Source organism: Agrobacterium sp. AGB01 (assembly GCF_014851585.1).
Classification (GTDB): Bacteria; Pseudomonadota; Alphaproteobacteria; order Rhizobiales; family Rhizobiaceae; genus Agrobacterium.
Genome location: NZ_JACVAB010000005.1, coordinates 70,234 through 85,346, shown reverse-complemented (window position 1 = coordinate 85,346; position 15,113 = coordinate 70,234). Strand labels below are relative to the sequence as shown.

Annotated in this window: 17 protein-coding genes; 10 read left to right on the top strand and 7 right to left on the bottom strand. The window is 57.7% G+C overall.

Annotated features, from left to right (window positions below; translation table 11 throughout):
* Positions 1-90: 90 nt before the first annotated feature.
* Positions 91-981: a LysR substrate-binding domain-containing protein gene (locus IB237_RS17630; RefSeq protein WP_192490009.1), complete on the top strand. Its 891-nt coding sequence runs from the start codon at positions 91-93 to the stop codon at positions 979-981.
* A 376-nt stretch (positions 982-1,357) separates the two neighbouring features.
* Here IB237_RS17630 and IB237_RS17625 read toward each other — a convergent pair whose 3' ends face one another.
* A complete protein-coding gene (locus IB237_RS17625) occupies positions 1,358-2,092 on the bottom strand; it encodes an SDR family NAD(P)-dependent oxidoreductase (protein WP_192490008.1) in 735 nt (244 codons plus the stop codon).
* A gap of 156 nt (positions 2,093-2,248) precedes the next feature.
* On the opposite strand from IB237_RS17625, the gene IB237_RS17620 reads away from it, so the two are divergent.
* A complete protein-coding gene (locus IB237_RS17620; protein WP_192490007.1) occupies positions 2,249-2,596 on the top strand; it encodes a helix-turn-helix domain-containing protein in 348 nt (115 codons plus the stop codon).
* A gap of 178 nt (positions 2,597-2,774) precedes the next feature.
* Here the strand turns inward: IB237_RS17620 and IB237_RS17615 are convergent, their stop codons facing one another.
* Positions 2,775-3,668 (bottom strand): LysR family transcriptional regulator, encoded by an 894-nt coding sequence (locus IB237_RS17615; RefSeq protein WP_192490006.1) that lies wholly within the window; start codon positions 3,666-3,668, stop codon positions 2,775-2,777.
* Positions 3,669-3,821: 153 nt separating this feature from the next.
* On the opposite strand from IB237_RS17615, the gene IB237_RS17610 reads away from it, so the two are divergent.
* From IB237_RS17610 to IB237_RS26320, 8 genes are all read left to right on the top strand, one after another.
* A complete protein-coding gene (locus IB237_RS17610) occupies positions 3,822-4,871 on the top strand; it encodes an ABC transporter substrate-binding protein (protein WP_246788060.1) in 1,050 nt (349 codons plus the stop codon).
* Positions 4,872-4,927: 56 nt separating this feature from the next.
* Entirely contained in the window at positions 4,928-5,719 is a 792-nt protein-coding gene (locus tag IB237_RS17605) for an SDR family NAD(P)-dependent oxidoreductase (protein WP_192490005.1), read from the top strand.
* 15 nt (positions 5,720-5,734) lie between these two features.
* On the top strand, positions 5,735-7,177 hold the full coding sequence (allB, locus tag IB237_RS17600; RefSeq protein ID WP_192490004.1) for an allantoinase AllB: 1,443 nt from the start codon (positions 5,735-5,737) through the stop codon (positions 7,175-7,177).
* Positions 7,174-8,013, top strand: coding sequence for an ABC transporter ATP-binding protein (locus IB237_RS17595; protein ID WP_192490003.1), 840 nt, complete (start codon positions 7,174-7,176; stop codon positions 8,011-8,013). Before allB ends, IB237_RS17595 begins: the two co-directional genes overlap by 4 nt.
* A complete protein-coding gene (locus IB237_RS17590) occupies positions 8,010-8,786 on the top strand; it encodes an ABC transporter permease (protein WP_192490002.1) in 777 nt (258 codons plus the stop codon). Before IB237_RS17595 ends, IB237_RS17590 begins: the two co-directional genes overlap by 4 nt.
* A 67-nt stretch (positions 8,787-8,853) precedes the next feature.
* On the top strand, positions 8,854-9,267 hold the full coding sequence (locus tag IB237_RS17585) for a DUF3830 family protein (RefSeq protein WP_192490001.1): 414 nt from the start codon (positions 8,854-8,856) through the stop codon (positions 9,265-9,267).
* Between the two features lie 3 nt (positions 9,268-9,270).
* The gene (locus IB237_RS17580; RefSeq protein ID WP_192490000.1) at positions 9,271-10,221 is read left to right on the top strand and encodes an acetamidase/formamidase family protein; all 951 of its coding nucleotides are present in this window, start codon (positions 9,271-9,273) and stop codon (positions 10,219-10,221) included.
* 281 nt (positions 10,222-10,502) lie between these two features.
* Positions 10,503-10,781, top strand: a complete 279-nt coding sequence (locus IB237_RS26320) for an LOG family protein (RefSeq protein WP_246788058.1) — start codon at positions 10,503-10,505, stop codon at positions 10,779-10,781.
* A 64-nt stretch (positions 10,782-10,845) separates the two neighbouring features.
* Here the strand turns inward: IB237_RS26320 and IB237_RS17570 are convergent, their stop codons facing one another.
* From IB237_RS17570 to IB237_RS17550, 5 genes are read right to left on the bottom strand one after another with little or no spacing between them, the layout of a single operon-like run.
* Positions 10,846-11,556 (bottom strand): fumarylacetoacetate hydrolase family protein, encoded by a 711-nt coding sequence (locus IB237_RS17570; protein ID WP_192489999.1) that lies wholly within the window; start codon positions 11,554-11,556, stop codon positions 10,846-10,848.
* The gene (locus tag IB237_RS17565) at positions 11,556-12,308 is read right to left on the bottom strand and encodes an ABC transporter permease (RefSeq protein WP_192489998.1); all 753 of its coding nucleotides are present in this window, start codon (positions 12,306-12,308) and stop codon (positions 11,556-11,558) included. Before IB237_RS17565 ends, IB237_RS17570 begins: the two co-directional genes overlap by 1 nt.
* A 6-nt stretch (positions 12,309-12,314) precedes the next feature.
* On the bottom strand, positions 12,315-13,121 hold the full coding sequence (locus IB237_RS17560) for an ABC transporter ATP-binding protein (RefSeq protein WP_246788056.1): 807 nt from the start codon (positions 13,119-13,121) through the stop codon (positions 12,315-12,317).
* 1 nt (position 13,122) lies between these two features.
* Positions 13,123-13,965: an ABC transporter permease gene (locus IB237_RS17555; protein WP_192489997.1), complete on the bottom strand. Its 843-nt coding sequence runs from the start codon at positions 13,963-13,965 to the stop codon at positions 13,123-13,125.
* Positions 13,965-14,954 carry an ABC transporter substrate-binding protein gene (locus IB237_RS17550; RefSeq protein ID WP_192489996.1) on the bottom strand — a complete coding sequence of 330 codons (990 nt, stop codon included), beginning with the start codon at positions 14,952-14,954 and terminating at the stop codon, positions 13,965-13,967. The genes IB237_RS17555 and IB237_RS17550 overlap by 1 nt, the downstream gene beginning before the upstream one ends.
* Positions 14,955-15,113: the final 159 nt, after the last annotated feature.

The following is a 15,113-nucleotide window of genomic DNA, read 5'->3' as shown; positions in this document are numbered from 1 at the left end:
AGAAATCCGTGCCATCGACCAATTCAAAGCTTTGCAGCCTGCGATCGAAATTGTTAATGTCACGCACAACACTCGTGAGGCAGACCAGATTTGCGCAGCTCCCCCCTTCTTCCTCCACTGCCCGCTCTCAGGGTATTTCAGGCCGTAGCCCACCGTTTAAGTTTTCGGCTGGCTGGTGAGGAGTTGCTGATTACCCAAAGCGCCGTCAGTCACCATATCAAGCAGCTTGAAACCGCACTGGGCACGCAGCTTTTCCAACGCAAAAGCAAAAGCATAGAGTTGACGGATGAAGGGGCGATGTTTCTGGCCACCGTGGATCAGGCATTGTCCCTGCTGGCGACAGGGACTGCGCAGTTGCGCGCACGCTCAGGCCAGACATATCTGCGCGTCAGCCTCTTACCATCTTTTGCTGCAAACTGGCTAATCAGTCGCCTTGAGCAGTTTGAAATGCAATATCCAAATATAGAGCTGGATCTAGACCCAACTCTGCGTGTGGTCGACATAAATCGCGGAGAAGCAGACGTCGCAATCCGTTTCGGTGACTTCAGTGCGGATAAGCAGGGCGGCATTCATCTCGCGAATGAGGAGCTTTCACCTGTGATGAGCCCGGTTCTTTACGGAGACGGGTCCCGCTTCCAGTCTACCGATGATCTGCTGCCTCACCCCATATTGCAGGCGAAAAGTGGGCTTGAATGGCAATTGTGGAGCGAGAGCGCGAACCTCTGCCTCGACAAAGCCAAACACATACGCCTAACCGATTACAATATCGTCCTGCAGGCAGCACTTGATGGACAGGGTATAGCCATGGGCCGAAACCTGCTCATCAAGGAACATCTGCGAAAGGGGCGGCTGATTAAGCCGTTTCCAATCAGTTTCAGCTCAGAGAAGGCAGCCTATTGGGCGGTATGTGATCTAAACTCAAAAAATGCCGCCGCTATCGAGGCATTCGTGGAGTGGCTCAAAGCCGAACTGCAATTTTAGCTTGGGTCAGGCGTAATGCTTTGACCGTAACATTTCCTTCTCCTGAATCAGGCCCATAACCGAGTGCCAACCAAATTTGCAACTTCTCCTTCGGCTAAGCTCGACCAGGCATTATCAACGTCGACGATCTCGGGCGGACGTAGCCGAAAGTTGACTACCGCGCTGATGAGACGGCAATGCGTAACGAGCCTCTATTTGCTGTGGTGCTGGCCTCGTAAACGTGCCCAGTTTTGCTCTGTCAAGAGCCCGTTCCAATGCCTCGATGCAAATAGGATCGTGCGATATTCCCGCTCCTTCTCGCAGGTTATCCGAACGCGCTCCTTCGCTGCGGCAAGCGGTTCACGAAACAGCTTCGCTGTTCATCAGCGCCTTGGTGTTAGACCTGTGCTAAGCCGCCATCAACGAAGACTTCGCCGCCCGTCATGAAACTGGAATCTGAAGATGCCAGAAATGCTGCAACACCGCCTGTCTCAGATGGCTCGCCCATACGACCAAGCACCGTCGTCGCTCCGATTGCGTTCATCCCTTCGTCACCTAGAACTTCCAGTGCCAACTCTGTGGTGATCGGGCCAGGTGACATCACATTGACACGGATGCCGGTACCTCGCAGGTCTAGCGCCCAACTGCGCGCTAGGTTTCGAACCGCGGCTTTGGTCGCACTATAGATGCTGAACGCCGGTGTCCCCATCACACCAGTACTTGAACCCGTCAGAATAATCGAGGCACCCGCCGTCATGAGTGGCAGTGCCTTTTGTACCGTAAAGACCGTGCCCTTTACATTGAGGTCAAATATCTGGTCATAGTGCTCGGGCGTAATCTCGCCGAGCGGCGCGAACGCTCCGGTTCCTGCATTAGCAAGGAGTATGTCGAGCCCGCCCCGCTCGTTTTTTACCTTTTCATAAAGACGGTCGAGGTCGGAGAGATCGGTCACTGAGCCCTGGACCGCCTGCGCTGAAGATCCAAGTTGCGAAACGGCGGCATCAAGCGTTTCTTGCCGACGGCCAAAAATATAAACGAATGCCCCCTCCTCGATAAACCGCTTGGCGGCTCCAAAACCTATACCGCTTCCGCCACCCGTTATAACTGCTGTCTTACCTTGTAGTCTGCCCATGTCGCGCTCCTATGTTGCAATCACACTAAGCTGGCGACCTACGTACCTATTGACAAGTATGCACCTTTTGGTAAGTACCTAAAAATGTCAAATCGACCACTTCCATCCGTATTACCGACGGCGGCCGAACCACCTTCGGAAACCTGCACCCCGACATTGGCCGGCTTTACCTGCGGACTTGACGCAACCTTGCGTGTCATATCGGGGAAGTGGAAACCGTTGATCTTGTACTTCGTCGCCCAGGGTGGTCCGACCCGCTACGGTGCGCTTCGGCGGGCAGTGCGCGACGTGAGCGACAAAGTCCTAATCCAACAGCTCAAGGAATTGGAGGCTGATGGTCTGGTGAGGCGGACTGACTACAAAGAGGTCCCGCCGCGCGTCGACTACAGTCTGACCCCTCTGGGCAGGAGCTTGGCCGAAGCCTTAGTGCCGCTCTGCTCTTGGGGCACTGACAACATGGCAGAGGTTACGCGCGTCTTCGCTGAGCGCGGTGCTTTGCGGTGAAGCCGAAGCTCTTGTCGATATCATGCCAATATTGAACTCACCAAGTCTGGCCACCTAGCTTAACGGAACGGTTGCCTGCATGAGCGGGTACAGAAATAAGCCCGCGGCCCCAAAGTCGATTGATGAGCAGTCAACAATTATGAGCCCTCGGCCGCTTTGCGTCATTAGCGGAAAACTTCTACTTGGCTGTCGCTTTCACGATGCGCTCGGCAAAGCTTGCCGCGGCAAGCGGCAGGATGCGTCCGCGCAACTGGCACATCACGAGGTCGGATCGCGGGATATCGCGTTCATCGATTGGCCGACCAACCACACCCATGCCGAACTCTTCGCGCGGCGCGCCAACGTCAATCTGGAAGGAGATCATGTTGCCGCGCAGCACAAGGCCGCGGAGCATCTCAAAGGAATTGGATTCGGCCATGACGTCGAACCGAAAGTCGCGCCTTGCAATGACTTCATCAAGAACCTGGCGTCCGCCAAGACTTTGGTCCGGTAGTGCCAACGGATGCCCGACGCAGTCGGAGAGGCGCAAAACCTCTTTGCTAGCCAACGGATGGTCATCGCGCATGATCGCGACGAGTCTTTGTGGAACCGAGGCCAGAATTCGAACTGCGGGGCGCATGGCTGCGCGGTAGACGATCGCGAGATCGACATCGTAGTCGATCAGAGCATTGATCGCGGCATTGTGGTCCATGACCTTGATGTTGAACACGAGGCGCGGATTGGCCTTTCTGAACTCGCCGATCTGGGAGGGCAGGAAGTCGAGCGCAAGTGCCTGACTGCAGGCGATTTTCACGGGACCACGGCGTAATCCTCGCAAGTCTTCGACCTGGGAGCTCAGGCGTTCCGCGTCGGCGATCTGGCTACGTGCATAGCGGACAAACATCTCTCCGGCGGCCGTCAGCCTCACGCCACGCGCTCGACGTTCGAAAATCGGCGTTCCGATCTCAAGCTCGAGGTCCTGGATTTTCCTGTTCATCGCTGATGCCGTGATGTTCATCTTTTCCGCCGCCTGACGGATCGAACCGGCACGGGCGATTTCCGAGACTTGCTCTAAAAGCTTGAGATGTCGCATGGCGTTCCTTCTCAGTGAGGCCTTTTTGTCACCGCTGATGCACGATAATAGCGGTAGATGTGTTCACTGAATAGTGGCACTTCTGCATTGCAACACAGACGAAAGAGCAGCCGGACAAGGCGGCCCCCAACCACCAGATCAAGGGAACAGAGAATGGCTCACCATCAGATGAAGACACACGCCCGCATGGTAGCACTCGCTGCGATGACGGCGCTTGCTACGGTTGGCGCTTCCGCGGTCGCGCATGCGGAAACCAACATCAAGCTGGTCCTGAACTGGAAATATCAGGGACCGCAGGGCTTGCTGTTTCTTGCCGAGGACAAGGGCTACTTCAAGGAAGAAGGCCTGAACGTCACCATGGACCAAGGCAATGGCTCGGGTGCCGCGGTCCCGTTGGTCGCGAATGGTGCCTACGACATGGGCTTCGGCGACATCAACGCGCTAATCGAGTTCGCGGCAAAGAAGCCGGAAGATGCCCCGGTCGGCGTCTTCATGATGTATAATCAGCCGCCCTTTACCGTTGCCGTCAAGGCCGACAGCCCGATCAAGACTCCTGCCGACTTCGCGGGGCACACGTTAGGCGGAGCCGCCAACGACGGCGCGCTGAAGCTATTCCCGGCTCTCTGCTCGATCACCAAGTCGGATTGCTCCACGGTCGAAATCACCAACATGCAGCCGAACCTGCGCGAGCAGATGCTGATGAAAGGCCAGGTTGACGGGGTCTTCGGATACGTCAACACCATCCGCTTCAGCGCCAAGCTGATCGGCGTCAATCCGGACAAGGATATCCGCTTCATAAACTACGGCGACTACGGCATGGACCTCTACTCGAACGCCATCATTGTCTCGAAGACCTTCATGAAGGATCACCCCGATGCCATCAAGGGCTTCCTGCGCGCGCTGAACAAGAGCATCACGGACGCGATCAAAGATCCCGAGGCTGCCATCGCCTCTGTGAAGGCCCGCGAGCCGCTGATCAAGTCCGACGTAGAACGCGAGCGCTTTGATGCGACCCTGGCCAATGAGATGGCGCATCCGGAACTTGCGACCGTCGGCCTCGGTGATATCGATGAAGCACGTCTGGCGAAGTCGATCGACATCCTCGTAAACGCCAATAGCCTGCCGCGCAGTCCGACGGTCGGCGAGGTCTTCGACCGTAGCTTCCTGCCTGCCAGGAGCGAGCTCCTGACCTCGGTCAAGTAACCGACGGCGCAGTGCGCCGTCCCCCTTTCTCCATACACAACAAACGGAGCAACATCATGGACTTGATGCTGAAGGATAAGGTCGTCTTCATCACCGGCCCCGCCAAGGGCATGGGCGCGGCAATCACGCTGGCCTTTGCCCGGGAGGGCTCTAAGCTCGCACTTGTCGGTCGCGACACGGCAGCGATCGAACCTGTGGCTAAAGACGCCCGTTCCAAGGGTTGCTCCGTCATCGTTATCGGCTGCGATCTCACCGATGCGGGCCAATGCGATGCGGCGGCTGAGAAAACTGTCGAGGCTTTCGGCCGCATCGACGTTCTGGTCAATGTCGCAGGGGGGTCCGGTCCGATGGGCAAGACCGGAGTCGAAACCACGCCGGAAGAATTCGACGAGATCGTCACGCTTAACATGAACGGCTGCTTCCATACGATCCGCGCGGTCCTGCCGTCAATGATTGAGAACCGCTATGGCAAGGTTGTCAATGTGGGCGGCACCTTTGGCATGAGGGGACGCTCCGGTCGCTTGGCCTACTCGGCATCCAAATGGGGTCTGCGCGGCATCACCAAAAGCTTCGCACTTGAGGTCGGCCAGCACAACATTAACGTCAACAACGTCGCCCCCGGCATGGTCGATGGTCCCCGCTTCCGTGACAAGGTCTGCAAGACCATGGCGCAGAAGCTCGGCATCACCGAAGAGGAAGCCGCGATCCGTCACGCCGAGGATTACGCGCTGAGGCGCATTACCGTCGACGAAGATGTCGCCAATGCCTGCCTGTTCTTCGCCAGCGACGTATCGCGCCAGATCACCGGCGCGGATATCCCGGTCGACGGCGGCTGGGCAGCACTTTAAGGAAGGTTCTAAGTCATGACCGCAGACCTCGTCATCCACGGCGGCACCATCGTTTCGCCGGACACCGAATACAAGGCTAGTATCGCCATCAAGGACGGCACAATCCTCGCCATCGGCGAGCAGTGTGCCATGCCTGCCGCGAAGGAAACGCTCGACGCAACCGGCCTCCACATTCTTCCTGGTGCAATCGACGTCCATGTTCATTTTCGCGATCCGGGCTATGCCCAGAAGGAAGACTTCGCCAGCGGCACGGCGGCCGCGGCGTTCGGCGGCGTCACCACGGTTTTCGACATGCCGAACACCCTGCCAGCGATCTCCGACGGCAAATCGCTTAAGGAAAAACATGCAATCGCCAGCGCGAAGGCACATGTCGACTACGGCCTCTACGCTGTGCTCGGCGAAGACAGCCTGCCGCACATCCATGACCTGGTCGATGGCGGCGTCATCGGGTTCAAATGCTACATGGGCAACACCTTCGGCCGCATCCCGTCGCCAAGCACTGGTGCAATGCTGGAACTGTTCGAGATCGTCGCTCCTACGGGTAAGCGCATCTCGCTTCATGCCGAGACGAACTCGATCATGGAGCGTCGCGAGGCACGCCTTCGCCAGATGGGGCGCACCGATGCGCTTGCGCATCTTGCCGCGCGTCCGGCCGTGGTCGCCACCGAGGCCGTAGCGCGCGCTGCGATCCTCGCCGAATGGACGGGTGCCCGCATCCACATCCTTCACATCTCCTCTGCGGCCGAATTACGGCCTCTCGCAGAAGCCAAGGCACGCGGCGTCGACATCACCGGCGAGACCTGCCCGCAATATCTGGTCCTCTCAGCCGACGACTACGAGGAAAAGCGCGGCGTGATCCGCGTCAATCCGCCAGTCCGAGAAGCGGAGAACCAGGACCCGATCTGGCAGGCGCTAGTGGACGGCACGATCGACATGATTGCCACCGACCATGCCCCGCATTCCATCGAGGAAAAAACACGTGAAGACATCTGGACGGTTGATTGCGGCTTCCCGGGCGTAGAAACCCAAATGCCGCTGATGCTGACGGAAGTCGCGCGCCGCAACGCAAGCATCTCGGATTACGTTCGCTGGAGCGCGGAAAACCCGGCCAAATGCTGGGGTCTCTTCCCGAAAAAGGGCGCGCTGATGGTCGGCTCCGACGCCGATATCGCTATCGTCGACACCAACCGCACCTGGACAGTCGATGACAACCTGATCCAGTCCACCGCCAAGATTTCTCCCTGGCACGGGATGGAGACAACCGCTCTTCCGATCCATACGATCGTCCGCGGCCGCTTCGCCATGAAGAACCGCAAGCTTCAGGAAGACGCACGAGGCTGGGGGCGCTCGGTCCACGCCATTCAGGCGATGCCGACGCCAGACGTCCGCCACGCAGATCAGACGATGGCAGCCGTCACGTCTCAAACAGCAACGAACAAGGGGAGTGCTGCGGCATGACATCAGCTCTCGCTACCGAAATCGCAGTCCGTAATGCTATTATCGATCTGGAAAGGGTGAACGTCACCTTCGGTGGCGAGAAGAACAAGACCGTAGCACTGGCGGAAACGTCGCTTAGGATCGAGAATGGCGAATTCGTCGCTCTCGTCGGTCCCTCTGGCTGCGGCAAGTCGACGATCCTCAAGCTGGTGGCGGGAACGCTCTCGCCATCCCAAGGACACATCTTCGTTGCCGGCCGTGAAATCGGTGCGAATAACGTTCGGATCGGCATGGCCTTCCAAAACCCGACTCTGTTGCCCTGGCTCAACATCCGCGACAACGTGATGATGCCGCTAAAGATCGTCTCTCCGTTTAAACAAACCTATTCGAAGAAGAAGAGCGGTGAATATCGGGATCGTGCCGAGGCGCTTCTGAAGCAGGTCGGCCTGACTGGCTTCGGGGACAAATTTCCCTGGCAGCTTTCGGGAGGCATGCAGCAGCGGGCTTCACTCTGCCGGGCGCTGATCCACGATCCCACCCTGCTCCTTCTCGACGAGCCTTTCGGCGCACTCGATCAGTTCACCCGCGAGGAGCTCTGGGAGATTATGCAGAACCTCTGGATCGACAAAAAACCGACGGTGCTGCTCGTCACCCATGATCTCAAGGAGGCCGCCTACCTCGCATCCCGCATCTGCGTCATGCAGGCGCGTCCGGGTCGCATCATCGAAGACAGCACCGTGCCTTTCGCCCGGCCGCGCACCATCGATGTTTCGTTCGAACCCGAATTCGTTTCCCTCACGCAAAGGCTTCGCGAGCGCATCGTCGCGGCACGGGCCGTCAAGGAGCATCAGTCATGAAGCCGGATACCAGACGTCGCCTTCTTTCCGCCTGCTGCATACTGGGCTTTTTCATCGCCTGGGAAGTCATCTGCCTCGCCTTCGGGATCTCAGAAATGGTCCTACCCCGCCCGACACAGGCCATCTATACCCTGGTAAGCCAGTTCCCGTCGATCTGGCCGCATGCGTTTCAGACTATTTACACGACGCTGGTCGGCCTCGGTCTCGGCATCATTATTGGTGTGCTACTCGGCATGCTCATTGGATCGTCAAAGCTTGCCTATGACGTCGCTTATCCAATGCTGGTCGGCTTTTCCTCGATCCCCAAGGTTGCGATCGTCCCGATCCTAGTTCTCTGGTTTGGAGCGGGAACGGTTCCGGCGATCCTGACGGCGATGGTGATGTGCATTTTCCCGATCGTCGTCAATGTTGCGACCGGCCTTGCCTCGACGGAACCCGAGTTGCAGGACGTGATGCGGACATTGAAGGCGACGAAACTCGAAATCCTCTGGAATATCGGGTTGCCGCGGACCATGCCCTACTTCTTCGCTTCGCTGAAAGTTGCCGCCACGCTCGCATTCGTCGGAACGGTCATCGCCGAAACCGTCGCCTCCAATCGCGGCATCGGCAACCTGATGATGATCGCTAGCTCCAGCTTCGACGTGCCTCTGGTGTTCGCCGGGCTGTTCATTCTCGCAGCTCTCGGCGTCGCCCTCTACATTATCTTCTCGGCCATAGAGGCACGGGTCACTGGTTGGGCAGTGCGCAACGATAACTTCGCCGCCAACGGCTGATCTTTCCTAACAATCGCATCCTTGCCTCCTCTACCACGACGGAGCCGAACCTCAGAGGGACAATCCCATGACCAAGCTCAAAATCACGGCAGGCCCGTTTACCTTCGACGCCCGCCTCGAAACCGGAAGTGCGCCAAAAACCTCGGCAGCTTTCCTCAAACGCCTTCCATATGAAAGCCAAATCGTCCATGTCCGCTGGAGTGGCGAAGGCGTGTGGGTGCCGCTGGGCGACGAAGACTTCGGCGTCGGCTACGAGAACCACACCAGCCACCCGGCTCCAGGTCACATCATCCTCTATCCGGGTGGCATCAGTGAAACCGAAATCCTGCTCGCCTATGGCGGCGTCGACTTCTCCTCGAAAATGGGGCAGCTTGCCGGAAACCATTTCGTCACGCTGACCTCGGGATTGGAGAATTTGCCCGCACTCGGAAAGAAGACATTATGGGAGGGCGCACAGCCCATCCGTTTCGAGCTGGCTTGACCCATGACCGAGCACGAGCTTCTTCCAGGCATCGATACGGTCCATTGGGGTTATCTCGACGCGACCCTGCCACCGGCGCTGGAGATTGCTGATGGTGATATCGTCACAGTCCATTCCGTCAGTGGCTCGGCGGAAGAAACGCCTGTCGCCGGATACTGTGTGCGTCCGGAACTCAAATCCATCCAACGGGCACTATCGCCGGAGCTTGGCCCTCATATTTTGACCGGGCCAATCAAAATCAAAGGGGCAATGCCTGGCGATACCCTTAGGATCGACATTCTTGACGTCAGATTACGCGACAACTGGGGCTACAACATCATTCGTCCCGGCAAGGGTATGCTGCATGAAGAATTCGGAGAGCCGCATACGGTGCATTTCGGGATCGATCTGGAAACAGGAGCCATCGCCACTCCCTGGGGTGGTGCACTAACAGCACGGCCATTCTTCGGGGTCATGGCGACGGCTCCCAATGCCGAAGATGGTCGTCGTTCATCGGTTGCGCCAGGATATTTCGGTGGCAATCTAGACAACAAGGAACTGACCGCTGGCTCCACACTCTATTTGCCGGTGTCCGTTGAAGGCGCGCTCGTGTCTATTGGAGATGGACACGCAGCGCAGGGCGACGGCGAGGTCTGCCTTACCGCCGTTGAAACTGCATTGACCGGACGTTTCCGTTTTACGGTTATCAAAGCTGGACAGATTCCGCTACCTTACGCCGAGACACCAACCCATATGATTGCCATGGGCTTTGGCGAGAACCTCGACCTCGCCGTTCGTGAAGCCTTGCGCAGCGCCATTTCTCTCATCTGCAATCAAACGGGCATGACTGCGGCAAATGCCTACACGCTCTGCAGCGTCGCCGCCGATGTGCGGATCACCCAACTCGTCAACGTTACAACAGGGGCTCATGTGATGATCCCCAAATCCGTCTTCCCACCTGCCAGGCCTGAATAAAGAATGCCATGACCCACCGTGAGATAAAAATCGATCACCGTTTTCTGCGGCTTCAATTTTAGCGGTTCGGAAGACGTCGCCAATGGCGCTGGTAAGGCCGGTATCCAGGCTGATCTACGGTGGCACGACGAAAGTGCTAATGGGCATTGTCGCGGACGCTGCGTTAGGTGTCGACGGTGAGGTGCCGGTGTCATCGCAGCGTGCCTACATGAGGAAGGACAGTCTCATGAGGGCCTGACTTTTATGAGGTCGCCCAGACCCGACTGTAGCGCAAGCAGCGCATGGCAGATGCGTTCATCGCACTCCTAAATGGTATCGGCACGCTTGAAGACTTCATGAAGGTCTGGACGATGAATCAGCTCTCCGAAATCGATAAGCCTGTCGGCCTGCTCAACACGCGCGGCTTCTTCGATGCTTTTCTCGGCCTCGTCGATCATATGGTCGCTGAGAAATTTCTGCCACCTGCGCACCAGCATACGGCTTTTGTCGATGCGGATGCGGAGGTTTTGATCGGCAAATTACACGCATACCAACGTATCGACGTTCCCAAGTGGACGTGATGCCGACCACGACGTCGAAAAGGCAGAAAAATGAGCGGCGCGGGTGAAGCGCCGCTCATAGCGATCAGCCAACCTTGAAGGTCAGTTCATCGACGCCGTCCACATGGGCAACCATAACATCGCCCTTGACGATCGCGCCAACGCCGGCAGGAGTGCCCGCGAAGATCAGATCGCCTGGTTGCAGAGTGAATAAACCTGAGAGATAGGAAATCATTTCCGGAACCTTCCAGATCATCTGGTTGAGGTCGCCCGTCTGGCGCACTTCGCCATTGACCTTGATCCAGATCGCGCCGGCGGAGGGATGTCCCACCTTGGACACGGGATGCAGCGGGCCGCAGGGAGCGGAAGCCTCAAAGGCTTTGCCGGTTTCCCAGGGGCGACCGAGCTTCTTTGCTTCGTTCTGCAGATCACGGCGGGTCATGTCGAGGCCGACGGCATAGCCGTAGACGCAGTCCAGTGCCTTATCATGTGGGATATCTTTGCCGCCACTCTTCAGCGCCACGACAAGCTCTACTTCGTGGTGCACGTCCTTGCTCTGCGCCGGGTAAGGGAAATCCGTACCCGACAGAACCAAGGTGTCCGGGTTCTTCTGGAAGAAAAACGGCGGCTCCTTGTTTGGATCATGGCCCATCTCGATCGCATGGTCGGCGAAGTTGCGGCCGACGCAGTAGATGCGGTGCACCGGGAAGAGTGCCTGGCTGCCGGCGACCGGAAGGGTCGGAATAGCGGCCGGATTGATGACATAGGCGGGGTTGGTTGCGGTCATGTCGTTCATTATCGTGCTCCTGCGTAATATTCGATGCGTTTTTCGAAGAGTTCCACGGCCGCGGACAGCAGCATTGCCACCGCGAAGAGGATGATTGTCAGAGCCCAGAAGCGCTCCATGTCGAAGCTGCGGGAGTAGAGCTCGAAGAGTTCACCGTATCCGATGATGGATACGAGGATCTGGCCAATGACCACGCCCTTCACGCCACGGATGAGACCGATGCGGATGCCTGCCAGGATTTCCGGGAGGGCAGAGAAGAGAATGATCTTGGTGAAGATGGTGAGCCGGGATGCGCCGTAGCAACGACCCATCTCGATGAGCGACGGCGGAACCTGCATCACGCCGGCCCGTGCATCAAGCACGATGATCCAGACTGCGAAGAGGAACACCGTGACGAACACCGTAGTTTCGCCGAGCCCAAACAGGATCATGAGAACCGGAACCAGAGCTGAAAGAGGCGCGCTGACAAACATGTTGACCCAAAGGCCGAAAATGTTGTCAACGACCTTGAAACGGCCCATGGCAATGCCGAGCGGCACGCCGATGCCGATGGCCAAGGCCATGCCCAACACGAAGGACCGGATCGTCACCAATGATGCGTTCTGCCACGAGTTCGTCGCGACCAGCTCAAAGCCCGCCGAGATGATCGAGCTCATCGGCGGGACCAGGAAGATCACATCCATCCTACCGACGATTTCCCAAACCAGCGCCCAGAAGATAAGCGATGTCATCATGGGAATTTTGATGCCGAAAAGTTTCATGGCCGGTTACTCCGCATACTGCCTGAGGCCCTGCCAGATCTCTTCGACCACATCGAGATAGCCCTTGTCGCGGCGGATGACATCGGGTGCAGCGGAGCGATCGATGTTGGGTTCGATGATCTGGGAGACGCGACCAGGGCGCGGCGAAAGCAGAACGATGCGATCGGAGACGTAGACGGCCTCTTCGATCGAGTGGGTGACAAAGAGGAAAGTCTTGCGTTCCTTCTCGACCAGTTGCAGCAAATCTTCCTGGAACTTTCGACGGTTCTGTTCGTCGACGGCTGAGAAGGGTTCGTCGAGCAGCAGGACATCCGCATTGACGGAGAAGGCGCGGGCGATGCCGACGCGTTGGCGCATGCCGCCCGAGAGTTCGTGCGGATACTTTTCCTCGAAGCCTGTCAGGCCCACCTCGCTGATATAGTGCTTGGCAACGCGGTTGCGTTCAGCCTGCGGAACGCCTTTGAGCTCAAGGCCAAACGCAACGTTTCGCAACACGGTGGCCCAAGGCATGAGGGCAAAGTCCTGGAACACGAAGGCACGTTCCGGGCCGGGGCCTGTGACGACCTTACCGTTGACCCGTATCTCCCCTGAGGTTGAAGGCACAAGGCCCGCGATGATTTTCAGGAGCGTGGTCTTGCCGCAGCCAGAGGGACCGAGCAGTGTGGTGAGCTTGCCGCGCTCGAACTGAAGGTTGATGTTTCTGAGCGCCTCGATGTCACCATAGCGTTTGCAGATGTCGCGGACCTCGACAATGGCGTCGGACATGGTCGAGCGCGACGGATCGATGGTGCGGGCCGTCATGGAAAGAGCCATCTTATTTTCTCCTCTTTTCGGGACGCAGGAAGTTGACCTCGACATATTGCAAGGCAGCGAGTGTCAGCGTCGAAACGGCAATGATGGATGCGACGGCCGCGTACATGTGGGCGTAGTTGGCGATCGAGCGGTGATAGGTGATGAGGTCACCGATACCTGTCGGGGTAATCAGCAGTTCGGCAAGCATGACACCGATGAAGCCGGCGGCTATACCAAGGCGTAAGCCCGCGAACAGAACCGGCGTGGCGTCGGGTATGATGATCTTGAAGATCTGCTGGAGGCGATTGCCCTGAAACGATCGGCACATGTCGACCAGCGACGGATTGACGTGACGAACGGCCTTGTAGGAATTGAGCACGATCACCGGCAGGGCCAGCATAATGACGGCGAGCGTCTTGGCGACCAGACCAATGCCGTAGATAAAGGTGACCAACGGAACCAATGCAGCCATTGGTGCGGCCTGGAGCACAATGAAGACGGGGGCCAGAAGCCATTCCGCCTTGTCTGATAGGCCCATGATGATGCCAAGCCCTATGCCAAGCACGGCTGAGACGGCAACGCCGATCAACAGCGGCTGGAACGTGATGAGATAGGCTCGCAACAAGGTGCCGTCGAAGGCCATCTCGAACAGCGCAAACAGTGTGTCGAAGAAGGTGGGGAAGGCGAAGCTGATCGGGACGCCTCCCGCGATTTCCCAGATTGTGAAAAGAGTTGCAAGAGAAGCCACCACCCAGAAGGATTTACGGCGTCTGGCGAATTCGGCGATCGTTTCGGCGAACCGGGGGGAGCCGGTGGCGGCTCCCCCCGTCGCACTCGCCCTATGGGGTGAAGTGGTCATGTGCATCACTTCGTTCCGACTTTGGCAAGTGCTGCATTGAGCGCGGTGAGGTCCCAGAAGTCTTCGACCTTGAGGTCGGCCGACTTGCCTTCGAGCGCGCCGGAGACCGTGTAAAAATCGAAGTCGTCGCGGGCTGCGTCCTCGCCGCCACCATTGAGCGGAAGGGTAGATGCCGCCTCGCTAAAATAAGGTTCAATGTCGGCTAACATGTCCGGCGTCGCATCGGGAAGAAGCTTGTATTTTTCACGTAGCGCAACGGCCGCCTTAGGATCCGCAGCGACCTCCCGCCAGGTGGTCAGAATGCTCTCAACGAGGATTGCGACATCCTTCTGGTTTTTCGAGAGATAGTCAGTGTTGGCAAACAGCGCCTCGTCGGTCGCGCTGACTTCGCCAAGCGGCAGGAAGCCGAATTTCCCTGGCGCTTCCTTCTCCAGCACGCGCTTGCCGGAGGAATCGACGATCGTCGCCTTTACATTGCCCTGAAGCAGGGCGCCGGTGCGCACTTCCGCGCCCGGAACGTAGGAAATGTTGGAATACTTGATGCCGTTCTTGTCGGCCATAAGGCGCATAATCGCCTCGGTACCTGAACCGCGGGAGTGAACCGCGATTTCCTGGCCATCAAGATCCTTCCATTCCTTGTAGAACTCGGTGTTAACCACCGGATAGAACTGGAGCTTGGAAAGCTGCATGAAGATGCGGATCGGCGCCTTCACTTTCTGGAGAAGGGAGTAAGGGCCGCCGATGCCAATGTCGGCCTGACCGCTCACCACCGCCTGTGCCGCGATATCCTCGCTCTTCAGGAAGGTGACCTGCACATCGACGCCCTGCTCCTTGGCGCGTTCGAGTGCCGCGAGTAGATGGACGGATTCTACGGTTGCGATATCGCCGAACGCGATGCGCATTGGCTCGGCAAGCGCCAGGCCCGGTATTGCTGCTGAAAGGCAGAAGGCTGCGGCCACAGCCGATGCCTTCAATCGTCTGAGATAAGTATTCATGCTCATTCCTCCCAAAATTGCGTTTTTCTCAACCCAATCTGAAACCAATTCTTCATTAATTACGAATTGTGTCAACCATTGAAACATGTTGCGGCGCGATAGGAAAGGTCGGAAAACAAGTCTTTACTGCGGTAAATATCTGTTATTTATGACTTTAAA